This is a genomic window from Mycobacterium sp. IDUB_9, assembly GCF_055419505.1.
In genome coordinates this window covers 33825-54640 of the sequence record NZ_JBVAXU010000001.1, presented here as the reverse complement: position 1 = coordinate 54640, position 20816 = coordinate 33825, and the positions used below count along the sequence as shown (strand labels likewise).

Genomic DNA, 20816 nt, shown 5'->3' with positions numbered 1-20816 from the left:
GTGCGTCTAGCCACAGACCTCGAGATTCCCCGCCGCGTTGCGGTGATATCCGTACACACCTCGCCGCTGGCGCAGCCGGGTACCGGTGACGCCGGCGGGATGAATGTCTACGTGCTGCAGACCGCGTTGCAGCTGGCCCGGCGCGGCGTCGAGGTGGAGGTTTTCACCAGGGCCACCTCGTCGTCGGATGCCCCGGTGGTGCCGGTGGCGCCCGGGGTGTTGGTGCGCAACGTGGTGGCCGGTCCGTTCGAGGGCCTGGACAAGTACGACCTGCCGACTCAGCTGTGCGCGTTCACCGCGGGGGTGTTGCGTGCCGAGGCAACCCACGAGCCCGGCTATTACGACGTCGTCCACTCGCATTACTGGCTGTCCGGACAGGTCGGCTGGCTGGCCCGGGACCGCTGGGCGGTGCCGCTCGTGCACACCGCGCACACCCTGGCCGCGGTGAAGAACGCCGCACTGGCCGCCGGTGATTCGCCTGAGCCACCGCTGCGCGCGGTGGGGGAGCAGCAGGTGGTCGACGAGGCCGATCGCCTCATCGTGAACACCGAACATGAAGCGCAGCAATTGGTTTCGCTTCACCACGCCGATCCGGGACGTATCGATGTGGTGCATCCGGGAGTGGATCTGGATGCCTTCACCCCGGGTGATCGCGACGCGGCACGCGCAGTGCTCGGCATTGCACCGCACGAGCAGGTGGTCGCGTTCGTGGGCCGGATCCAGCCGCTCAAGGCACCCGACGTGCTGTTGCGTGCCGCCGCCAAACTGCCCGGGCTCCGGGTGCTCGTCGCCGGTGGGCCGTCGGGCAGTGGCCTGGCCGAGCCCGACACCTTGGTTCGACTTGCCGACGATCTGGGTATCACCGACCGGGTGACGTTCCTGCCCCCGCAGTCCCGCGAACAGTTGGTCAACGTGTACCGCGCCGCCGATCTGGTCGCGGTGCCCAGCTACTCCGAATCATTCGGCCTGGTCGCGATCGAGGCCCAGGCGTGCGGGACACCGGTGGTGGCGGCCGCGGTCGGCGGTTTGCCGGTCGCGGTGGCCGACGGTGTCAGCGGAGCCCTGGTCGACGGGCACGACGTCGACGACTGGGCGGCTGCGATCGATGACGTACTGCAGCGCGACCCGGGTCCGTTGCGCCTGGCCGCCGCGGCCCACGCCGCGCAGTTCTCCTGGGCGCACACCGTCGATGCGCTGCTCAACAGCTACGCCCATGCGATGAGCGATTACCGGTCCCGGCACCGCAGGCCGTCCGCGCGCCGTACGGGACGCCGGTTCGCGCTGCGACGCGGGGTGCGGGCGTGAGTGTCGAACAGCTGATCGTCGACACCCTCGAAGAGCACGAGCTGGTCTACCACCGGCACGAGGGCGCCCGCGGCGGGCTGCCCGGCATCGTGGTGGAGCTCCCGGGGGAACGGAAGCTCAAGACCAACACCATCCTGAGCATCGGCGAGCACTCGGTGCGGGTAGAGGCGTTCGTGTGCCGCAAGCCCGACGAAAACTTCGAAGGCGTCTACCGGTTCCTGCTCAAACGCAACCGCAGGCTCTACGGCGTCGCCTACACCCTCGACAACGTCGGCGACATCTACCTCGTCGGCCGGATGGCGCTGGAAGCGGTCACCGCCGACGAGATCGACCGGGTGCTCGGGCAGGTGCTCGAAGCCGTCGACTCCGACTTCAACACCTTGCTGGAACTCGGTTTCCGCTCGTCGATCCAGAAAGAGTGGGAGTGGCGGGTCTCGCGGGGCGAATCGCTGAAGAACTTGGAGGCGTTCGAGCACCTGATCGACGACTGATTGTGCTGAGGTTCAGGTGTGAGCGTGGGCCTCGTGCAGACGGATTCGCCCGGATACGTGCACAGCACCCACGCTCGGCCGCGGTGACGGCGCTCGTGAGAAGATCACTCGCATGCCGACGCTGATCCTGCTCCGCCACGGTGAGAGCGACTGGAACCAGAAGAACCTATTCACCGGATGGGTCGACGTCGACCTCACCGACAAGGGCCGCACCGAGGCGGTCCGCGGCGGCAAGCTGCTGGTCGAGAACGACGTACTGCCCGACGTGGTCTACACGTCGCTGCTGCGCCGCGCGATCACCACCGCCAACCTGGCGCTGGACGCCGCCGACCGGCACTGGATCCCGGTGCATCGCGACTGGCGACTCAACGAGCGGCACTACGGTGCGCTGCAGGGCCTGGACAAGGCCGCGACCAAGGAGAAGTACGGCGAAGAGCAGTTCATGGCGTGGCGGCGCAGCTACGACACCCCGCCCCCAGCGATCGAGAAGGGCAGCGAGTTCAGTCAGGACGCCGACCCGCGCTACGCCGACATCGGCGGCGGCCCGCTGACCGAATGCCTGGCCGACGTGGTGGCGCGGTTCGTGCCGTACTTCGAGCAGGCCATCGTGCCGGACATCAAATCCGGCAAGACCGTCCTGATCGCCGCCCACGGCAACTCGCTGCGTGCGCTGGTCAAGTACCTCGACGGGATGTCCGACGAGGAGGTCGTCGGCCTGAACATCCCGACCGGCATCCCGCTGCGCTATGACCTCGACGAGAACCTCAAGCCGCTGGTGGCGGGTGGTGAATACCTCGACCCCGAGGCCGCCGCTGCCGGGGCCGCCGCCGTCGCCGCGCAAGGCGCCAAGAAATAGTTCGCTGGACACTCGGGCTTGCGGGCAAACAGCAGGTTACCGAGGGTTAACGAGAGCCGAACTCCTGTATTTGTCGGTGTGACTTGTCCCGTTTTGGCCGCACGTTGCACCGATGACGTTCACCGTGTGCGTACGATTTTCGCGTGAGCTTGGTGTCGGCGTTACTGCTGACGGTGGTCGTGTCGTTGCTCGCGCTGATCGTCGGTGCGGGGGTGGCCGCCGTGGTCGCCCCTCGAATCGTGGCCAAGCGGCAGCAGCGCGAGGCTGATGAGGCCGGCCTGACGGTGTCGCAGATGCTGCAGCACATCGTGTCCGCAGCGCCCAACGGCATCGTCGTGGTCGACTCGTTCAACGACGTCGTCTACGCCAACGACCGCGCCACCGAGCTGGGCGTGGTGCGTGACCGTCTGCTCGACGACCGAGCCTGGCGCGCAGCCGAGCAGGTGTTCGCCACCGGCCAGCCCATCGACGTCGATCTGTCGCCACGCAAGTTGCCGCACCCCGGACGCTCGGGGATATCGGTGCGCGGCTGGGTGCGGCCGCTGTCCGCCGAAGACGGCCGTTTCGCCGTCGTCTACGCCGACGACCAGTCCGAGCACGCCCGGATGGAAGCCACTCGGCGCGACTTTGTCGCCAACGTCAGTCATGAGCTCAAAACTCCGGTGGGCGCCATGCGGGTGCTCGCCGAGGCGCTGCAGGCCTCCGCCGACGACCCGGACATGGTGCGTCGCTTCTCCGACAAGATGGTGGCCGAATCGCTGCGCCTGGCCGACATGGTCGGCGAGCTGATCGAACTGTCCCGGCTGCAGGGTGCCGAGCGGTTGCCCGATCTGGGGGCCGTCGACGTCGACACCGTGGTGTCCGAGGCGCTGTCGCGGCACAAGGTGGCCGCCGACAAGGCCGACATCTCGATCACCACCGACGCCCCGACCGGCTTCCGGGTGCTGGGTGACCAGACCTTGCTCGTGACCGCCATCGCCAATCTGGTGTCCAATGCAATTGCTTACTCGCCCAACGGATCCGGCATATCCGTCAGCCGGCGCCGGCGGGGCGGCAGTGTCGAGATCGCGGTCACCGACCGCGGAATCGGAATCGCCAAGGCCGATCAGGAACGGGTCTTCGAGCGGTTCTTCCGGGTCGACAAGGCCCGGTCGCGCGCCACCGGCGGCACCGGGCTGGGCCTGGCGATCGTCAAACATGTGGCCGCCAACCACAACGGAACCATCCGGCTGTGGAGTCAGCCGGGCACCGGGTCGACATTCACCCTGTCGATTCCGGCCTATCCCGAAACCGATGAGTCCACAGGCGACTCAGACGACCGAGAGGACTAGCGAGACCAATGACCAGCGTGTTGATCGTTGAAGACGAGGAGTCGCTGGCCGATCCCCTGGCATTCCTGCTCCGCAAGGAAGGCTTCGAGGCCACCGTCGTGGCGGATGGTCCCTCCGCACTGGCCGAGTTCGAGCGCTCCGGCGCCGATATCGTCCTGCTGGACCTGATGCTGCCGGGGATGAGCGGTACCGACGTCTGTAAGCAACTGCGTGCCCGATCCAGCGTGCCGGTGATCATGGTCACCGCGCGTGACAGTGAGATCGACAAGGTTGTCGGCCTCGAGTTGGGTGCCGATGACTATGTCACCAAGCCGTATTCGGCCCGCGAGCTGATCGCGCGGATCCGGGCGGTGCTGCGCCGCGGCTCCGACACCGATGACGGCGCGATCGGTGACGGCGTGCTGGAGGCCGGCCCGGTCCGAATGGACGTCGAGCGGCATGTCGTCAGTGTCAACGGGGAACAGATCACGTTGCCGCTCAAGGAGTTCGACCTGCTCGAGTACCTGATGCGCAACAGTGGCCGGGTGCTCACCCGTGGCCAGCTCATCGACCGGGTGTGGGGCGCCGACTATGTGGGTGACACCAAAACCCTTGACGTGCATGTCAAACGGCTGCGTTCCAAGATCGAGTCCGACCCGGCCAACCCGGTGCACCTGGTCACCGTGCGTGGCCTCGGGTACAAGCTGGAGGGCTGAACCCCGCGCTACTCGGCGGCGCGGGTGGCCGGATGCACGGCGACCAAACCCAGGGCGCTGCGCCGCCGGCACATCGCGGCCAACTCGGCGTAGGCCTTCTCGCCGAGCACCGCGGTGAGCTCGGGGCCGTAGGACTCGAACACCGGGCGGGCGCCGACATGGGCGGCGGGATCACCGGTGCAGTACCAGTGCAGGTCGGCACCGCCCTCGCCCCAGCCGCGCCGGTCGTATTCGGTGATGACCGTTCGCAGGATCTGCGTGTCGTCGGGCCGGGTGATCCATTCCTGGCTGCGCCGGATCGGCAACTGCCAGCACACGTCGGGCTTCATGGTCAGCGGCTCGACACCGAGCTTGAGGGCCTTGCTGTGCAGCGCACATCCGATGCCGCCGGGGAAACCTGGCCGGTTCAGGAAGATGCACGCCCCCTTGTACTTTCGGGTGCGCAGATTGGGCTTGCCGTCGTACTCGTCGTCTTCCAGGTAGCCCTTGCGGCCCAGGCCCTTCTCCCGGAACTCCCAGTCGTCGTCGGTCAGCTGTTTGACCGCGTCGTCGAGCCGGGCCCGATCGTCGTCATCAGAGAGGAACGCGCCATGCGAGCAGCAGCCGTCGTCCGGGCGGCCCTCGACGGTGCCCTTGCAGGCCGGTGTGCCGAAGACACACGTCCAGCGGGACAACAACCACGTCATGTCGGCCGCGATCAGGTGGGTCGCGTCCTCCGGGTCATAGAACTCCACCCATTCGCGGGCAAAGTCGAGTTCGACTTCGCCGGGATGCAAATCTGTCACGGCGCAAACGGTACTCGCATACGGCGGAACGCATTTCCCAACCGCGGCACTACCGGCGGTGGGAAGTCAGACAGCCTGGGCGGGCGCATCTCGCGGATTCGGGGAGGTCCGGCCACGGAGCGCTGGTCGCCTGCGGTTAGGTTGGTCCAGTGCGGCTAGGCGTGCTCGATGTCGGGAGTAACACGGTTCATCTCCTCGTGGTGGATGCGCGCCGTGGGGGACACCCGACCCCGATGAGCTCCACCAAGGCGGCGCTGCGACTCGCCGAGGCGATCGACAGCTCCGGCAAACTGACCCGCAAGGGCGCCGACAGCCTGGTGGCCACGGTGGACGAGTTCGCCAAAATCGCCACCAGCTCGGGTTGTTCCGAATTGATGGCGTTTGCCACCTCGGCGGTGCGCGACGCCACCAACTCCGAGGAGGTCCTGGCCAGGGTTCGGGCTGAGACCGGGGTTTCCCTGGGCGTGCTGAGCGGCGTCGACGAATCCCGCCTGACGTTCCTGGCGGTGCGCCGCTGGTACGGCTGGAGCGCGGGCCGCATCATCAACATCGACATCGGCGGGGGCTCGCTGGAACTGTCTTCCGGGGTCGACGAGGAGCCCGAGGTGGCAATGTCGCTGCCCCTGGGCGCCGGCCGGCTGACCAGGGAGTGGTTGGCCGAAGACCCACCTGGGCGGCGCCGGGTCGCGATGCTGCGGGACTGGCTGGCCACCGAGCTCGCCGATGCCGGTACGACCATGCGCCGGGCCGGGAACCCGGACCTCGCGGTGGCCACGTCCAAGACCTTCCGATCGCTGGCCCGACTCACCGGGGCGGCCCCGTCGGGCGCAGGCCCACGGGTCAAGCGGACCCTCACCGCTGCCGGATTAAGACAGCTCATAGCTTTCATCTCTAGGATGACAGCGGCTGACCGTGCCGAACTGGAAGGGGTGAGTGCCGAGAGGGCACCACAGATCGTGGCCGGTGCTTTGGTAGCTGAGGCTAGTATGCGAGCACTGGAGATCGATTCCGTCGACATTTGCCCCTGGGCGTTGCGAGAGGGATTGATTCTGCGGAAACTCGACAGCGAGGCCGACGGCACAGCCTTGGTAGAGACGTACGCGCGGGACGCCGGACGTTAAGGAAAAGCTAGCCCCAAAGGCAACATAGGTATGACGGTATGACAGGACCAGAGAACAGCCCAACCGGCACCCGACCGATCTCGGTCGCGGAGTTGCTGGCAAAGAACGGGACGATCGGGGCACCCCCGGTGGGCGGTCGCCGTCGGCGTCGGCGCGGTAACAGCGACTCGGTGACGGTCGCCGAGCTCACCGGCGAGATCCCCGTCATCACCGATGACATGGAGGACGAACTCCTCGATACGCCGGTTCCCGCGCCTGACCCACTGGTCGACACCGCCGTCGTGGCGCCCATCCTGGACGAGCCCCGCGAGCCCCGCGAGCCCCGCGAAGAGCCGCGGGTCCGCAACGGCGGTCCCCGGCCCCCACGAGTCAAGCCGCCCATCAGGCCGGCCGAACCCGACGTGGTGCGCGGCGAGGCCGAGGACGACTACGACGCGCACCTGGCCGCGCGCGATGCCGACCCCGAGCCTGTCGAGTTCCGGCCGCGTCCCCGCCGCGGGCAGCCCAAAAAGGCGGCGCGTGACTACCGACCGTCGGGGACCGGTGCCGAGCGGATGAGCCCGGATCCCCTCTACGACCTTGACGCGGATGCCGCGGCAGGGCCGGCCGAGGCGTTGGTCGAGCCCGATGACCACGACCTGCACGGCGTGGATTCTGTCGACGACACCGTGTACGACGACTACGCGGGCGACGACTACGGCGACGATTACGGAGATCGTTCGTACTCGTCACTCGGGCCGTTGTTCGGCGGAGGGTCCGTGGCCGATGAGCAGGCGCGGCGTTCCCGGGGCCGTGACGGCATCGATCTCGACCACGACGAGGACCTGTCGCAGGGCGTCGACGACTTCGACGAGCACGACGAATTCGACGAGGAGCAGCTTCCGGCCTCCCCGCTGGTTCGCGGGCTGTGGATCGTCGGTCAGTGCGTGATCGCGGTGGCCTTCGGCGCCGGCCTTTTCGTCGCCTTCGATCAGCTGTGGAAGTGGAACACCATCGTCGCGCTGGTGCTCGGGGTGCTGGTCATCCTCGGCCTGGCCGGTGGCGTGCGGGTGGTTCGCAAGACCGAGGACATCGGCAGCACGCTGACCGCGGTGGCGGTCGGAGCGCTGGTGACCTTCGGGCCGTTGGCACTGCTGCAGGCGAGTTAGGCTGCCGCGCACGCGAGGAGCAAATCAGCCACTGCGCACGCGAGGAGCGAAACAGCCACCGCGCACGCGAGGAGCGATAGGGCCTCAGTACACAATTAGGTCGTGCGCCCAGCCATCAAGATCGGTCTGTCCACCGCCTCGGTCTACCCGCTGAGGACGGAGGCCGCGTTCGAGTACGCCGCCCGCCTCGGCTACGACGGTGTCGAGCTGATGGTGTGGGCGGAGTCGGTCAGCCAAGATGTCGAGGCCGTCGCCAAGATGTCGGCGCACTACGGCGTGCCGGTGTTGTCGGTGCACGCGCCCTGTCTGCTGATCTCACAGCGGGTGTGGGGTTCCAACCCGATCCCGAAGCTGGAACGCAGCGTCCGTGCCGCCGAGGAGTTGGGTGCGCAGACCGTCGTCGTGCATCCACCGTTCCGCTGGCAGCGCCGCTACGCCGAGGGGTTCAGCGAGCAGGTGGCCCAGTTGGAGGCCGACAGCGAGGTCCTGGTGGCGGTGGAGAACATGTTCCCGTTCCGCGCCGACCGGTTTTTCGGGGCGGGCGGCACGTCGATCGAGCGGATGCGCAAGCGCGGTGGCAGGCCGGGCCCGGGCATCTCCGCTTTCGCGCCGTCGTATGACCCGCTGGACGGCGATCATGCGCACTACACGCTCGATCTGAGCCATACCGCGACGGCAGGCACCGATGCGATGGACATGGCCCGGCGTATGGGCGACGGTCTGGTGCACCTGCATCTGTGCGACGGCAAGGGCGCATCCACCGACGAGCATCTGGTCCCGGGCCGCGGCACTCAGCCCACCGCCGAGGTGTGCCAGATGCTGGCGGCGGGCGATTTCTCCGGCCACGTCGTCCTCGAGGTCACCACCTCGGCGGCCAGGACGGCGTCCGAACGCGAGGCGCTGCTGACCGAGTCGTTGCAGTTCGCCCGCACACACCTGTTGCGCTGAGCTCGATCCCATCCACGCCCCGGCTGCAAAGGACGCACATGACCGGTTCCACCCTGTTCACCGATGCCATGGCACTGACGTCGGCCGGCGACGGCGTCTATCACGGCGAGCTCAACGAGCATTGGACGATCGGGCCCAAGGTGCACGGCGGCGCCATGCTCGCGCTGTGCGCCAACGCCGCCCGCACCGAGCTGGGCACGTCCGCTCAGCCCCTGGCGGTCTCCGGAAATTTCCTGTGGGCGCCGGATCCCGGTCCGATGCAGGTGGTCACCACGGTGCGGAAGCGGGGCCGCCGGATCGGTCTGGTGGACGTCGAGCTCCGGCAGGGGGACCGAACCGCGGTGACGGTGTCGGTCACCCTCGGTGAGCCGGAGCATCACGTGCCTCCGCTGCTGTCGTTCAACCCCGTGGTGCCGCTGATGACGCCCGAACCGCCACCTGGGCTGGAGCCGATCGGCCCCGGGCATCCGATGGAGCACGTCGTGCACCTGGCGCACGGCTGCGACATCCGGCCGGCCCTGCACACCATGGGTCCGCGTTCCGATGGTGGGCCGCCGGTGTTCGAGTACTGGGTGCGTCCGAAGGGGGTGGCTCCCGACGTGCTGTTCGCGCTCCTGTGCGGCGATGTGTCGGCTCCGGTGACTTTCGCCGTGGAACGCACCGGTTGGGCGCCCACGGTCCAATTGACGGCCTATCTGCGGGCATTGCCGGCCGATGGCTGGCTGCGGGTGATGTGCACCTCGGTGCAGATCGGCCAGGACTGGTTCGACGAGGATCACATCGTCGTCGACTGCGAGGGCCGGATCATCGTGCAGACGCGGCAGCTGGCGATGGTGCCTGCAGCGTCCTGACGTCTCGACATGGAATGCTGTCGCCCATGTCGAGAATCGCGATAATCGGCGGCGGAAGCATGGGCGAGGCGCTGCTGTCGGGGCTGTTGAGGGCTGGCAGGCAGGTCAAGGACATGGTGGTCGCGGAGAAGTACCCGGACCGGGCCAAGTACCTGTCGGAAAAGTACTCGGTGCTGGTGACCTCGGTCGCCGATGCCGCCGACAACGCCGCCTACGTGGTGGTCGCGGTCAAGCCGAGCGACGTCGCGAATGTGATCGACGAGATCGCCGACGCGGTGGCGCGTGCCGATTCCGACACCGCCGAGCAGGTGTTCGTCAGCATCGCGGCCGGCGTCAGCACGTCTTACTACGAGAACAAGCTGCCGGCCGGGTCTCCGGTCATCCGCGTGATGCCCAACTCCCCGATCGTGGTCGGCGGCGGGGTGAGCGCCTTGGCGGCGGGCCGGTTCGCGACTGCCGAGCAGCTCAAGGAGGTCTCGTCGATCTTCGATGCGGTCGGCGGCGTGCTCACGGTGAGTGAGTCGCAGCTGGACGCGGTGACCGCGGTGTCCGGGTCGGGGCCGGCGTACTTCTTCCTGATGGTCGAGGCTCTGGTGGATGCGGGCGTGGAAGCGGGTCTGTCGCGTGCGGTGGCCACCGATCTGGCGGTCCAGACGATGGCAGGCTCGGCGGCAATGCTGCTGGAGCGTCTCGATGAGGTGAACGCGGCCGGAGGCGCCGCGCTGGACACCACACCGGCGCGATTGCGGGCCATGGTGACCTCGCCGGCCGGCACCACCGCCGCTGGGCTGCGGGAACTGGAGCGCGGGGGATTGCGGGGTGCCGTGTCCAACGCCGTTCTGGCCGCGAAAACGCGCTCTGAGCAGCTCGGAATTACATCTGAGTAATTAGATTAATTCCAACTGATTAGCCCACACCCGTCGCAGTAACCCCACCCGCCACGCTATTCTCCCTATGTATGCGCGGGTCGGTGCCAGCGGTGGGGAAGCCGCTGGAACTGCCCGTGCCTGATTGATTGGGTTGCGATGACGTCTATGAACGGGCCATCGGCGCGGGATGCTGGCGACGGTCAGCCTCGAGCTCAATTTCTGACGGTCGCCGAAGTGGCGAGCCTGATGAGGGTCTCGAAGATGACGGTGTACCGGTTGGTGCACAACGGTGAACTGCCTGCGGTTCGAGTGGGCCGATCGTTCCGGGTCCACGCCAAGGCAGTCCACGATCTGCTGGAGTCTTCGTACTTCGACGCCGGCTGACAATCCGGGTCGAGGGCGCGGCCGTACGGGCTGAGCGCCCAGAGCAGGCTGGCGTTTTCCGTTTCGGTGACCGTCCCGGGTAAAGTAACCAGGTCAATCATCAGCGTCAGTAGCGGAGACACCAGGGTTTATGGGCTCAGTCATCAAGAAGCGGCGTAAGCGTATGTCGAAGAAGAAGCACCGCAAGCTGCTTCGCCGTACCCGGGTGCAGCGTAGAAAACTCGGCAAGTAGCCAACTGCTGCGGCCGCTAGGCTGAGCCGATGGATTCTGATGGTCGTTCGGGGGGACGCCCTACGGGAGTCCCCGGATCTGGTTCGGACACTTCCGGTGCGGGACAGTCCGCAGATGCGTCACCCGCTCCGAAAGTAGTTCTGGTCACGGGTGCGTGCCGGTTTCTCGGTGGTTACCTGATCGCCAGGCTGGCGCAGAACCCGGCGATCGAGCACATCATCGCCGTCGATGCGGTGGTGCCGAGCAAGGATCTGATGCGTCGGATGGGACGCGCGGAGTTCGTCCGCGCGGACATCCGCAACCCGTTTATCGCCAAGGTGATCCGAAACGGGAATGTGGACACCGTCGTGCATGCCGCGGCGGCATCCTATGCGCCGCGGTCCGGAGGCCCCGCCACGTTGAAGGAACTCAACGTGATGGGCGCCATCCAGTTGTTCGCCGCCTGCCAGAAGACACCGTCGGTCCGTCGGGTCGTGCTCAAGTCCACCTCTGAGGTGTACGGCGCGTCCCCGCGCGATCCGGTGATGTTCAGCGAGGAGAGCAGCGCTCGGCGTCCGCCGGGTGACGGGTTCGCTCGCGACAGCATCGACATGGAGGGCTACGCGCGCGGCCTGGCCCGGCGCCGTCCGGACATCGACCTGACCATCCTGCGGCTGGCCAACATGATCGGGCCCGCGATGGACACCGCACTCTCGCGGTATCTGGCCGGGCCGGTGGTTCCGTCGGTCGTCGGACATGACGCGCGGCTGCAACTGCTGCACGAACAGGACGCCCTCGGTGCGCTCGAGCGTGCGACGATGGCCGGCAAGGCGGGCACGTTCAACGTCGGCGCCTCCGGCATCATCATGATGAGCCAGGCGATCCGGCGCTCCGGACGGATCCGGCTCCCGGTCCCGCGTGGGGCGTTGTCGGCGATCAATTCACTCAGTCGCGCAACGCGTTACACCGAACTCGACCGCGATCAGATGAACTATCTGAGCTACGGCCGGGTCATGGACACTACGCGGATGCACAGGGTTCTGGGCTACAGTCCCAAGTGGACGACCGTCGAGGCATTCGACGACTACGTCCGAGGTCGTGGATTGACACCGATACTCGATCCGCGATGGGTACGCTCAATGGAGAGTCGCGCCGTGGGGGTGGCGCAGCGTTTGGGACATTAGTACTGGCTCTATCCGGGGTGGGAGAAGGTATCGACGTGGCGGGCGAATCAAAAGCGAAAGTCATTCCGCTACATGGGAACTCGAATCGTTCCTCGGCTGCGCGCCGAGCGGCGGCCCGGTCCGACAGCGCCCGCAGGCATCCTTCTGTCCTGGCCGATCCGGGAAGCCGTGCCTCGGCCGAGCAGATCGCCGCGGTGGTCCGTGAGATCGATCAGCACCGCAGCAGCGCGTCGGGTCAGTCGACTGTCGACGAAGGCCCCAGCGAACTCGTCAAGGGCATAGCCGCCGTCTCGGAATTCGTCCGCACCCGGATGACCGGTGAGTACTCGGTGGACGAGTTCGGGTTCGACCCGCACCTCACCAACGCAATCTTCTTGCCTTTGCTGCGAACGTTTTTCCGGTCCTGGTTCCGGGTCGAGGTGTCCGGTATCGAGAACCTGCCCGAGAGCGGGGCCGCGCTCGTGGTGGCCAACCACGCCGGGGTGCTGCCCTTCGACGGGTTGATGACCCAGGTGGCCGTACACGATCACCACCCCGCGCACCGGGATCTGCGTCTGCTGGCCGCCGATCTGGTGTTCGACCTGCCGATGGTCGGGCAGGCCGCGCGCAAGGCGGGGCACACCGTCGCCTGCAGCACCGACGCGCACCGGCTGCTGGCCAACGGTGAGCTCACCGCGGTGTTCCCGGAGGGCTTCAAGGGGCTGGGCAAGAACTTCAAAGATCGCTACAAGCTGCAGCGGTTCGGCCGTGGCGGCTTCGTTTCCGCAGCGCTGCGAGCCCAGGCGCCGATCGTGCCGTGCTCGATAGTGGGCTCGGAGGAGATCTACCCGATGATGGCCGACGTGAAGCTGCTGGCCCGGTTGCTCGGTCTGCCGTACTTCCCGGTGACCCCGCTGTTCCCGCTGGCCGGCCCGCTCGGCCTGGTGCCGTTGCCGTCGAAGTGGCACATCCAGTTCGGTGAGCCGATCGAGACGGTCGACTACGACGAGACCGCCGCCGACGATCCGATGATCACGTTCGAGCTGACCGATCAGGTCCGCGAGACCATCCAGCACACGCTGTATCAGCTGCTGGCCGGTCGCCGAAACATGTTCTTCGGCTGAGTTTTTCGCTCACCCTTTTCCGCGAGCAGTCCCCCGCAAGCGGGAGGGGCCCCAACAAAACTGCCCATTTCCATGTGAAAAAGGGCAGTTTTGTGTCTGCTCGCGGGAAATGTCGCAAGGAAAAATCAGGCGCCGGACTTTTGCCCGGCAACCATCTTGGCGATGGCGGCGTCGCGTGCCGCGGCGATCTGTGAACTGATCTCGTCGGCCTCGTCGATGGCGGCCTCGCCGAGCATGGTGACGATGCTGGTGGCAACCGGGTTGCCGTCGTCGTCGGTCACCTCGGCCCGGACCTCGGCGATCACGGTGCCGTGCGACTCGATGACCGAGTCCAGGTATGAGTCGAACCACAGCTTGTCGCCGACCAGGATCGGCCGGTGGAAGATCAGCTTCTGGTCGCGGTGCAGGACGCGCTCGAGGTTGATCGGAATGTCGAACTTGTCGAACAGCTCAAGCTGGACCCGCCGGCCGGCCACTGCGAGGAACGTCACCGACGCCACCACGGAGTCGTGGCCGTATTCTTTGGCGGCCTCGGCGTCGTAGAGCGCCGGATGGTCATCCTTGACCGCGCTGGCGAACTCACGGACCTTTTCCCGGCCGACCTCGAAGTAGTCGGGGTACCGGTAGTGAGTCCCGATGATGTTTGCGGCGATGCTCATATTCCCTGCGCTGTTCGGTATGCGGTGCGCGGTGCGCACAAACGTGCCTGACTGCCGAGCCGCTGGAGCGGCCCGCCGAAGCTTATAACGCGGCCTGTCAGGTCAGCGAATGTCGTGTCGGCGTGAGGCGGCAGCGGCCAGCGCGCCGCCCAGCGCGCCGAGCGCCAATGCGGACGGCACCCCGATGCGCGCAGCCTTGCGTGCGGTGCGGAAGTCGCGGATCTCCCAGCCGCGCTCCCTGGCCACATCGCGTAGCGCGGCGTCGGGGTTGATCGCCACCGCGGTGCCGACCAGCGACAGCATCGGTACGTCGTTGAAGCTGTCCGAATAGGCGGTGCACCGGCGCAGGTTGAGACCTTCGCGGATGGCCAGGGACCGCACGGCGTGAGCCTTGCCGGTGCCGTGCAGGATGTCCCCGACCAACCGGCCGGTGAACACCCCGTCGACCGATTCGGCGACTGTTCCCAATGCCCCTGTCAGCCCCAGACGCTTGGCGATCGTCGCGGCCAGTTCGTAGGGAGTCGCGGTGACCAGCCAAACCTGCTGACCGGCGTCCAGGTGCATCTGGGCCAGCGCCCGGGTGCCCGGCCAGATCTTGTCGGCGATGATCTGGTCGTAGATCTCCTCGCCGAGTTCGACGAGTTCGGCTGTCGAGCGGCCCTCGATGAAGGCCAGGGCCTTGGTCCGCCCGGCCGCCACGTCGTCGCTGTTCTCCTTGCCGGTGAGCTGGAACTTGGCCTGCGCATAGACGAACCCGAGTACGTCGCCGTAGGTGAAGTACTTGCGGGCGGCCAGGCCGCGGGCGAAGTGCACCAATGACGACCCGTGCACCAGGGTGTTGTCGACGTCGAAGAACGCTGCGGCCGTCAGATCGGGCGGCGGCGCCGGCGTCGTCGCGGTTCCGGTGTCGGGCTCGAGCTCGGTCACAGCGAGTTCGGCGCTGGCCTCGGCGGCAAGCTCCTGTTCGAGCGCATCGGCACTACCGGATTCGGGCACGTTTTCACCCTAAGTCACCCGGCCGGGATACTGGCGGTGTGGAGGGCGAGCAGGCGGGTACCGGCGGTCGAACCACTGTGACGTTGCTGACCCGAACGGGCTGCAGCATGTGTGAGCAGGCGGCCCGGCAGCTGGCCGCGTTGCGCGAAGAACTGGACTTCGACCTGGTGAACACCGACGTCGATGCCGCTGCCGCCGCCGGGGACGCGACCTTGAGGGCCCGGTTCGGCGATCTGCTGCCGGTGGTTTTGCTGAACGGGACCCAGCACAGCTATTGGGAAGTCGACGAGCAGGCGCTTCGGGCCGACATCGCACCGAGATGAAATTTGGTGGGCGGGCAGGAAACGATTACCTTGGTGACGTGGTGATGAAGCCGTGAGTGTGCTGCTATTCGGGGTTTCGCACCGCAGCGCGCCGGTGTCTGTTCTCGAGCAGTTGAGCACTGACGAATCCGATCAGGCCAAGATCATCGACGAGGTCCTTCGATCCTCGTTGGTCACCGAGGCAATGGTCCTGTCCACGTGCAACCGCGTCGAGATCTATGCCGTGGTCGAGGCCTTCCACGGCGGCCTCTCGATCATCGGGCAGGTGCTCTCGGAGCACTCCGGCATGTCGCTGAACGACCTCACGAAATACGCCTACGTGCGCTACGCCGAGGCCGCCGTCGAGCATCTGTTCGCGGTGACCAGCGGCCTGGATTCGGCCGTCATCGGTGAAGCCCAGGTGCTGGGGCAGGTGCGGCGTGCCTATTCGTCGGCCGAGGAGCACCAGACCGTCGGGCGCACCCTGCACGAGCTGGCCCAGCGCGCACTCAATGTCGGTAAGCGCGTGCACTCCGAGACCGGGATCGACGCCGCGGGTGCATCCGTCGTGTCGGTCGCCCTCGGCATGGCCGAGACCAAACTCACCGGTGGGCTCGCCGGGCGCACCGCAGCCGTCATCGGCGCGGGCTCGATGGGCGCCCTGGCCGGCGCACATCTGGTGCGGGCCGGAATCGAACGGGTTCACGTGGTGAATCGCTCGCTGCCGCGGGCCCAGCGCCTCGCCGCGAACCTGACTGAGCAGGGCGTGCAGGCGCAGCCCTTCTCCTTGGACAATCTCGCGGAAGCCCTGGCCGATTCCGATGTCGTGGTCAGCAGCACCGGGGCGGTACGGCCGGTGGTCTCCCTGGCCGACGTGCACCACGCGCTGGCGCAGCGCAACGCCGCGGCCGGTGATCGTCAGCTGGTCATCTGTGACCTCGGAATGCCCCGCGACGTCGATCCGGCGGTTTCCGGGTTACCCGGTGTCTGGGTCGTCGACATGGACCGGATTCAGCGGGAGCCGTCGGCGCGGGCCGCGGCGACCGATGCCGATGCGGCCCGCACGATCGTCGCCACCGAGGTTGCCAACTACCTGGCGGGTCAGCGGATGGCCGAGGTCACCCCGACCGTTACCGCGCTGCGGCAACGCGCCGCCGACGTGGTGGAGGCCGAGTTGCTGCGCCTGGACAACCGGCTGCCCGAACTCGAGGCGGCATACCGCGACGAGGTGGCCAAGACGGTCCGCCGCGTCGTCGACAAACTTTTGCACGCACCCACGGTGCGGGTGAAACAACTCGCCAGCGCACCTGGCGGGGACAGCTACGCAGAGGCTCTGCGGGAGCTGTTCGAACTCGACCCGCAGGCCGTCGAAGCTGTGGCGGCCAGCGAATTGCCCTTTATGACAACAGATCTCGATAAGTCTGAGTAGAGCTTGGTAGAAACGCGCGATACGGTAATCCGGATCGGCACCCGGGGTAGCCTGCTGGCGACCACGCAGGCCGGCACCATCAGGGACGCTTTGCGGGCCGCAGGTCACCCCTGCGAGTTGGTGATCATCTCGACCGAGGGCGACCGTAACCAAGGTCCCATCGCCGAAATCGGCGTCGGGGTCTTCACCGCGGCGCTGCGGGAGGCGATCCACGACGGCCGGGTGGACATGGCAGTGCACTCCTACAAAGATTTGCCCACCGCACGTGACGAGCGGTTCGTGATCGCCGCCGTCCCGCGGCGTGAGGACTCCCGTGACGCGCTGGTGGCGCGCGACGGAATGGTGCTCGGCGAGTTGCCGCCCGGGTCTGTGATCGGCACGTCGAGTGCGCGACGGGCCGCGCAGCTTAGAGCACTGGGTCTCGGTTTGGAAATCCGCCCCCTACGAGGCAACCTAGATACCAGGTTGAACAGGGTTACGAGCGGCGATCTCGACGCCATCGTGGTCGCCCGTGCGGGTCTGGCCCGCATCGGACGTCTCGATGCAGTCACCGAGTCGCTCGAGCCGGTGCAGATGTTGCCAGCGCCGGCTCAAGGTGCGCTCGCGGTGGAGTGCCGCTCCGGCGACACCGAGCTGATTTCGGTGCTGTCGGAGTTGGATGACACCGACACGCGCGCCGCGGTCACCGCCGAACGGACCCTGCTCGCCGAACTGGAGGCGGGCTGTTCCGCACCGGTGGGCGCGATCGCAGAAGTGGTCGAGTCGATCGATGAGGACGGCAATGTCTTCGAGGAGCTGTCGTTGCGCGGCTGCGTAGCGACGCTGGACGGATCCGACGTGATCCGTGCGTCCGGTATCGGAACTCCCGAACGGGCCGCCGACTTGGGTGTCTCGGTGGCCGCGGAGCTTTTCGAGCTGGGTGCACGCGAGCTGTTGGTAGAGCGCGGGAGTGAAGAATGACCATGCGAGGTCGCAAGGCGAAGCCCGGCCGCATCACATTTGTGGGCTCAGGCCCGGGAGACCCGGGGCTGCTGACGGCACGGGCGCAAACAGTGTTGGCGCACGCCGAGTTGGTGTTCACCGATCCCGACGTCCCAGAGGCCGTACTGGCCCTGATCGGCACCGAGCTGCCACCGGCATCCGGCCCGGCCCCGGCTGAGCCGACCAAGGCCGACGCCGCCGCCGGTGGCGACGCCGCCGGAGCGCCCGACGCCGGACAAGCCGCCATCATCGCGGGTGGGCCCGAGATCCGTCCGGCTCTCGGCGATCCCGCCGAGGTGGCCAAGACACTGATCTCCGAGGCCCGCCACGGCTACGACGTGGTGCGCCTGGTCGCCGGTGACCCGCTGTCGGTGGACGCCGTCATCACCGAGATCGGTGCACTGGCCAAATCCCACATGAACTTCGAGATCGTCCCCGGATTGCCCGCCACGAGTGCTGTGCCCACCTACGCGGGCCTGCCGCTCGGGTCGTCGCACACCGTGGCCGATGTCCGCGGTGACGTGGACTGGGCGGCCCTGGCCGCCGCACCCGGGCCGCTGATCCTGCACGCGACCGCGTCGCACCTGCCGGATGCCGCCCGCACCCTGATCGAGTTCGGTCTGTCGGAGAACACTCCTGCGGTGGTGACCGCGAGCGGTACCACCTGCCAGCAGCGCTCGGTGGAGGCCACCCTCGGTGGGCTGACCGACAAGGCGGTGCTGGAGAAGCCGGCCGGAAGTGAGCTGGCGGGGCCGCTGGTCGGTCCGCTGGTCGTCACCATCGGCAAGACCGTGGCGAACCGGGCCAAGTTGAACTGGTGGGAGAGCCGCGCCCTGTACGGCTGGACCGTGCTGGTGCCGCGCACCAAGGATCAGGCCGGCGAGATGAGCGATCGGCTGGTGGGCCACGGCGCCCTGCCGATCGAGGTGCCGACCATCGCGGTCGAACCGCCGCGCAGCCCCGCGCAGATGGAGCGCGCGGTCAAGGGCCTGGTCGACGGTCGTTTCCAGTGGGTCGTGTTCACCTCGACCAATGCCGTGCGTGCGGTCTGGGAGAAGTTCAACGAGTTCGGCTTGGACGCGCGGGCGTTCTCGGGTGTGAAGATCGCCTGTGTCGGGCAGGCCACCGCCGACAAGGTGCGGGGGTTCGGTATCAACCCCGAGCTGGTGCCGTCGGGTGAGCAGTCCTCGCTCGGCCTGCTCGATGAGTTCCCGCCGTTCGACGAGGTTTTCGATCCGGTGAATCGGGTGCTGCTGCCCCGTGCCGACATCGCCACCGAGACGCTGGCCGAGGGCCTGCGGGAGCGCGGCTGGGAGATCGAGGACGTCACTGCCTACCGCACCGTGCGGGCGGCTCCGCCGCCGGCGCAGACCCGCGAGATGATCAAGACCGGCGGCTTCGACGCGGTCTGCTTCACCTCGAGCTCGACGGTGCGCAACCTGGTCGGTATCGCCGGCAAGCCGCACGCTCGGACCATCGTGGCCTGCATCGGACCGAAAACTGCTGAAACCGCAGCGGAATTCGGCCTGCGGGTGGATGTCCAACCCGAGTCGGCCGCGGTGGGACCGCTGGTTGATGCGCTTGCCGAGCATGCCGCTCGACTGCGCGCCGAAGGGGCGCTGCCTCCGCCGCGCAAGAAGAGCCGCCGGCGCTAGTTTCGCCGAAACAGCATTCCGGCAGGGCCGTACTCGAACTTCTCCTGCTGGAATGCCGTTTCGAGGATGGATCGGAGGAGGGATATCTGTGGCCTTTCCAAGGCATCGTCCTCGTCGTCTGCGGTCCACGCCGGCGATGCGTCGGCTGGTGGCCCAAACCTCTTTGGAGCCGCGGCATCTGGTGCTGCCGATGTTCGTCGCTGACGGTATCGACGCTCCGCGCCCGATCTCCTCGATGCCCGGCGTGGTGCAACACACCAGGGATTCGTTGCGCCAGGCGGCCGCCGACGCGGTGGCGGCCGGTGTGGGCGGGTTGATGCTGTTCGGCGTGCCCCGCGACGAGGACAAGGATCCGACCGGTGCCGTGGGCATCGATCCGGACGGCATCCTCAACGTGGCCCTGCGCGATCTGGCCAAGGACCTCGGTGACGCGACGGTGCTGATGGCCGACACCTGCCTCGACGAGTTCACCGATCACGGGCACTGTGGGGTGCTGGATGCCGCGGGCCGGGTCGATAACGACGCCACCAACACGCGCTATGTGGAACTTGCTGTGGCACAAGCGGAGTCGGGTGCACACGTGGTGGGTCCCAGCGGCATGATGGACGGTCAGGTGGCCGCCATCCGCGACGGCCTCGATGCCGCCGGACACGCCGACGTCGCCATCTTGGCCTATGCCGCCAAGTTCGCCTCGGCGTTCTACGGCCCGTTCCGGGAAGCGGTGTCGTCGAGCTTGCAGGGCGATCGGCGCACCTATCAACAGGATCCGGGCAATATCCGCGAGGCCGTGCACGAGGTGGAACTCGACATCGACGAGGGCGCCGACATGGTGATGGTCAAGCCCGCGATGAGTTACCTGGATGTGGTGCGCGCCGCTGCCGATATCTCACCGGTACCCGTTGCGGCGTACCAGATTTCGGGCGAATACTCGATGATCTGCGCCGCTGCGGCCAATGGCTGGATCGACCTGCAGGCCGCCGCCCTGGAGTCCTTGACCGGAATCCGGCGGGCCGGTGCCGACATCGTGCTGACCTATTGGGCGGCCGACGTGGCCAGCTGGCTCGCGTGACCGATCAGGTGACCGAACAGCAACCGAGCCCGACCGGACGTCCCGAGGACGTCGACACCGGGTTCTGGTTGTGGGCGGCCGCACTGGTGCTCATGGTGGTCGGGTATCTGATCGACGCACTCACCGGCTCCGGCAAGGGCGTGCAACAGTCGATGACGGTCGTCTTCTCGGTGATGTTCGTGGTGGTGCTGTCCTCGATCGTGGTGGCGTTCCTGTTGCTGATGCGGCAGGGGTATCGCTGGGCTCGCACCCTGTTGACCAGCGGCGGGATCATCTCGGTGCTCCACTCGATCGGCAGCCTGCTGAGTGGCGAACGTCAGGACGCGGCTGCGGTGGGTTACGCGGTCACCGCAATCGTCGGGTCTGTCTTGATCGCCGGCGGGCTCTACCTGCTCTACCGCAAGGACGCCGACGGTTTCTTCACCCGCTGAGTCGCTACGCTT

23 protein-coding genes are annotated in these 20816 nt (G+C 67.2%); 20 read left to right on the top strand and 3 right to left on the bottom strand.

Annotated elements, in window-relative coordinates; genetic code table 11:
* The 5 genes from mshA to regX all read left to right on the top strand — a co-directional run bounded on the left by mshA (window position 1) and on the right by regX (window position 4678).
* Complete coding sequence (gene mshA / locus ACZY08_RS00335; protein ID WP_463742633.1) at window positions 1–1305, top strand: D-inositol-3-phosphate glycosyltransferase; 1305 nt, start codon at window positions 1–3, stop codon at window positions 1303–1305.
* Entirely contained in the window at window positions 1302–1796 is a 495-nt protein-coding gene (locus ACZY08_RS00330; RefSeq protein ID WP_463742632.1) for a type III secretion system chaperone family protein, read from the top strand. Before mshA ends, ACZY08_RS00330 begins: the two co-directional genes overlap by 4 nt.
* Before the next feature lie 112 nt (window positions 1797–1908).
* Complete coding sequence (locus ACZY08_RS00325) at window positions 1909–2652, top strand: phosphoglyceromutase (protein WP_463742631.1); 744 nt, start codon at window positions 1909–1911, stop codon at window positions 2650–2652.
* Window positions 2653–2795: 143 nt separating this feature from the next.
* Window positions 2796–3983 (top strand): sensor histidine kinase, encoded by a 1188-nt coding sequence (locus ACZY08_RS00320; protein ID WP_463742630.1) that lies wholly within the window; start codon window positions 2796–2798, stop codon window positions 3981–3983.
* A gap of 8 nt (window positions 3984–3991) precedes the next feature.
* A complete protein-coding gene (regX, locus tag ACZY08_RS00315) occupies window positions 3992–4678 on the top strand; it encodes a two-component sensory transduction protein RegX (RefSeq protein ID WP_463742629.1) in 687 nt (228 codons plus the stop codon).
* A gap of 8 nt (window positions 4679–4686) precedes the next feature.
* Here the strand turns inward: regX and ACZY08_RS00310 are convergent, their stop codons facing one another.
* The gene (locus ACZY08_RS00310; protein ID WP_463742628.1) at window positions 4687–5463 is read right to left on the bottom strand and encodes a DUF3109 family protein; all 777 of its coding nucleotides are present in this window, start codon (window positions 5461–5463) and stop codon (window positions 4687–4689) included.
* Between the two features lie 149 nt (window positions 5464–5612).
* On the opposite strand from ACZY08_RS00310, the gene ACZY08_RS00305 reads away from it, so the two are divergent.
* The 9 genes from ACZY08_RS00305 to ACZY08_RS00265 all read left to right on the top strand — a co-directional run bounded on the left by ACZY08_RS00305 (window position 5613) and on the right by ACZY08_RS00265 (window position 13282).
* Window positions 5613–6584 carry a Ppx/GppA family phosphatase gene (locus ACZY08_RS00305; protein WP_463742627.1) on the top strand — a complete coding sequence of 324 codons (972 nt, stop codon included), beginning with the start codon at window positions 5613–5615 and terminating at the stop codon, window positions 6582–6584.
* A 38-nt stretch (window positions 6585–6622) separates the two neighbouring features.
* The gene (locus tag ACZY08_RS00300; RefSeq protein ID WP_463742626.1) at window positions 6623–7732 is read left to right on the top strand and encodes an FUSC family protein; all 1110 of its coding nucleotides are present in this window, start codon (window positions 6623–6625) and stop codon (window positions 7730–7732) included.
* Between the two features lie 102 nt (window positions 7733–7834).
* The gene (locus ACZY08_RS00295) at window positions 7835–8680 is read left to right on the top strand and encodes a sugar phosphate isomerase/epimerase family protein (RefSeq protein WP_463742625.1); all 846 of its coding nucleotides are present in this window, start codon (window positions 7835–7837) and stop codon (window positions 8678–8680) included.
* A 38-nt stretch (window positions 8681–8718) separates the two neighbouring features.
* Entirely contained in the window at window positions 8719–9531 is an 813-nt protein-coding gene (locus tag ACZY08_RS00290; protein ID WP_463742624.1) for a thioesterase family protein, read from the top strand.
* 26 nt (window positions 9532–9557) lie between these two features.
* Window positions 9558–10418 carry a pyrroline-5-carboxylate reductase gene (gene proC / locus ACZY08_RS00285; protein WP_463742623.1) on the top strand — a complete coding sequence of 287 codons (861 nt, stop codon included), beginning with the start codon at window positions 9558–9560 and terminating at the stop codon, window positions 10416–10418.
* A 138-nt stretch (window positions 10419–10556) separates the two neighbouring features.
* Window positions 10557–10784: a cell division/environmental response transcriptional regulator gene (locus ACZY08_RS00280; RefSeq protein ID WP_003882954.1), complete on the top strand. Its 228-nt coding sequence runs from the start codon at window positions 10557–10559 to the stop codon at window positions 10782–10784.
* A 130-nt stretch (window positions 10785–10914) separates the two neighbouring features.
* Window positions 10915–11016, top strand: a complete 102-nt coding sequence (locus ACZY08_RS00275) for a 30S ribosomal protein bS22 (protein WP_003402602.1) — start codon at window positions 10915–10917, stop codon at window positions 11014–11016.
* 29 nt (window positions 11017–11045) lie between these two features.
* Window positions 11046–12179: an SDR family oxidoreductase gene (locus tag ACZY08_RS00270; RefSeq protein WP_463742622.1), complete on the top strand. Its 1134-nt coding sequence runs from the start codon at window positions 11046–11048 to the stop codon at window positions 12177–12179.
* A gap of 29 nt (window positions 12180–12208) precedes the next feature.
* Window positions 12209–13282, top strand: coding sequence for a lysophospholipid acyltransferase family protein (locus ACZY08_RS00265; RefSeq protein WP_463744090.1), 1074 nt, complete (start codon window positions 12209–12211; stop codon window positions 13280–13282).
* Window positions 13283–13407: 125 nt separating this feature from the next.
* On the opposite strand, the gene ACZY08_RS00260 is transcribed toward ACZY08_RS00265, so the two are convergent.
* Both ACZY08_RS00260 and ACZY08_RS00255 read right to left on the bottom strand, forming a co-directional pair.
* Complete coding sequence (locus tag ACZY08_RS00260) at window positions 13408–13941, bottom strand: FAS1-like dehydratase domain-containing protein (protein WP_463742621.1); 534 nt, start codon at window positions 13939–13941, stop codon at window positions 13408–13410.
* 102 nt (window positions 13942–14043) lie between these two features.
* On the bottom strand, window positions 14044–14937 hold the full coding sequence (locus ACZY08_RS00255; RefSeq protein WP_463742620.1) for an HAD family hydrolase: 894 nt from the start codon (window positions 14935–14937) through the stop codon (window positions 14044–14046).
* Between the two features lie 38 nt (window positions 14938–14975).
* Here ACZY08_RS00255 and ACZY08_RS00250 point away from each other — a divergent pair, with 38 nt between their 5' ends.
* The 6 genes from ACZY08_RS00250 to ACZY08_RS00225 all read left to right on the top strand — a co-directional run bounded on the left by ACZY08_RS00250 (window position 14976) and on the right by ACZY08_RS00225 (window position 20804).
* Entirely contained in the window at window positions 14976–15260 is a 285-nt protein-coding gene (locus ACZY08_RS00250) for a glutaredoxin family protein (RefSeq protein WP_463742619.1), read from the top strand.
* A 52-nt stretch (window positions 15261–15312) separates the two neighbouring features.
* Complete coding sequence (locus ACZY08_RS00245; RefSeq protein WP_463742618.1) at window positions 15313–16668, top strand: glutamyl-tRNA reductase; 1356 nt, start codon at window positions 15313–15315, stop codon at window positions 16666–16668.
* Between the two features lie 3 nt (window positions 16669–16671).
* A complete protein-coding gene (gene hemC / locus ACZY08_RS00240; RefSeq protein ID WP_463742617.1) occupies window positions 16672–17628 on the top strand; it encodes a hydroxymethylbilane synthase in 957 nt (318 codons plus the stop codon).
* Window positions 17625–19304, top strand: a complete 1680-nt coding sequence (locus tag ACZY08_RS00235; RefSeq protein WP_463742616.1) for a bifunctional uroporphyrinogen-III C-methyltransferase/uroporphyrinogen-III synthase — start codon at window positions 17625–17627, stop codon at window positions 19302–19304. The genes hemC and ACZY08_RS00235 overlap by 4 nt, the downstream gene beginning before the upstream one ends.
* A gap of 136 nt (window positions 19305–19440) precedes the next feature.
* A complete protein-coding gene (gene hemB / locus ACZY08_RS00230; RefSeq protein ID WP_463744089.1) occupies window positions 19441–20373 on the top strand; it encodes a porphobilinogen synthase in 933 nt (310 codons plus the stop codon).
* Window positions 20370–20804 carry a hypothetical protein gene (locus ACZY08_RS00225; RefSeq protein WP_463742615.1) on the top strand — a complete coding sequence of 145 codons (435 nt, stop codon included), beginning with the start codon at window positions 20370–20372 and terminating at the stop codon, window positions 20802–20804. The genes hemB and ACZY08_RS00225 overlap by 4 nt, the downstream gene beginning before the upstream one ends.
* Window positions 20805–20816: the final 12 nt, after the last annotated feature.

Bases quoted from the DNA above. Each gene is read 5' to 3' on its own strand.
- ACZY08_RS00325 (WP_463742631.1), top strand. From the start codon at position 1,909: ATGCCGACGCTGATCCTGCTCCGCCACGGTGAGAGCGACTGGAACCAG.
- regX (WP_463742629.1), top strand. From the start codon at position 3,992: ATGACCAGCGTGTTGATCGTTGAAGACGAGGAGTCGCTGGCCGATCCC.
- ACZY08_RS00300 (WP_463742626.1), top strand. From the start codon at position 6,623: ATGACAGGACCAGAGAACAGCCCAACCGGCACCCGACCGATCTCGGTC.
- ACZY08_RS00290 (WP_463742624.1), top strand. From the start codon at position 8,719: ATGACCGGTTCCACCCTGTTCACCGATGCCATGGCACTGACGTCGGCC.
- proC (WP_463742623.1), top strand. From the start codon at position 9,558: ATGTCGAGAATCGCGATAATCGGCGGCGGAAGCATGGGCGAGGCGCTG.
- ACZY08_RS00280 (WP_003882954.1), top strand. From the start codon at position 10,557: ATGACGTCTATGAACGGGCCATCGGCGCGGGATGCTGGCGACGGTCAG.
- ACZY08_RS00275 (WP_003402602.1), top strand. From the start codon at position 10,915: ATGGGCTCAGTCATCAAGAAGCGGCGTAAGCGTATGTCGAAGAAGAAG.
- ACZY08_RS00270 (WP_463742622.1), top strand. From the start codon at position 11,046: ATGGATTCTGATGGTCGTTCGGGGGGACGCCCTACGGGAGTCCCCGGA.
- ACZY08_RS00260 (WP_463742621.1), bottom strand. From the start codon at position 13,941: ATGAGCATCGCCGCAAACATCATCGGGACTCACTACCGGTACCCCGAC.
- ACZY08_RS00235 (WP_463742616.1), top strand. From the start codon at position 17,625: ATGACCATGCGAGGTCGCAAGGCGAAGCCCGGCCGCATCACATTTGTG.
- hemB (WP_463744089.1), top strand. From the start codon at position 19,441: ATGCGTCGGCTGGTGGCCCAAACCTCTTTGGAGCCGCGGCATCTGGTG.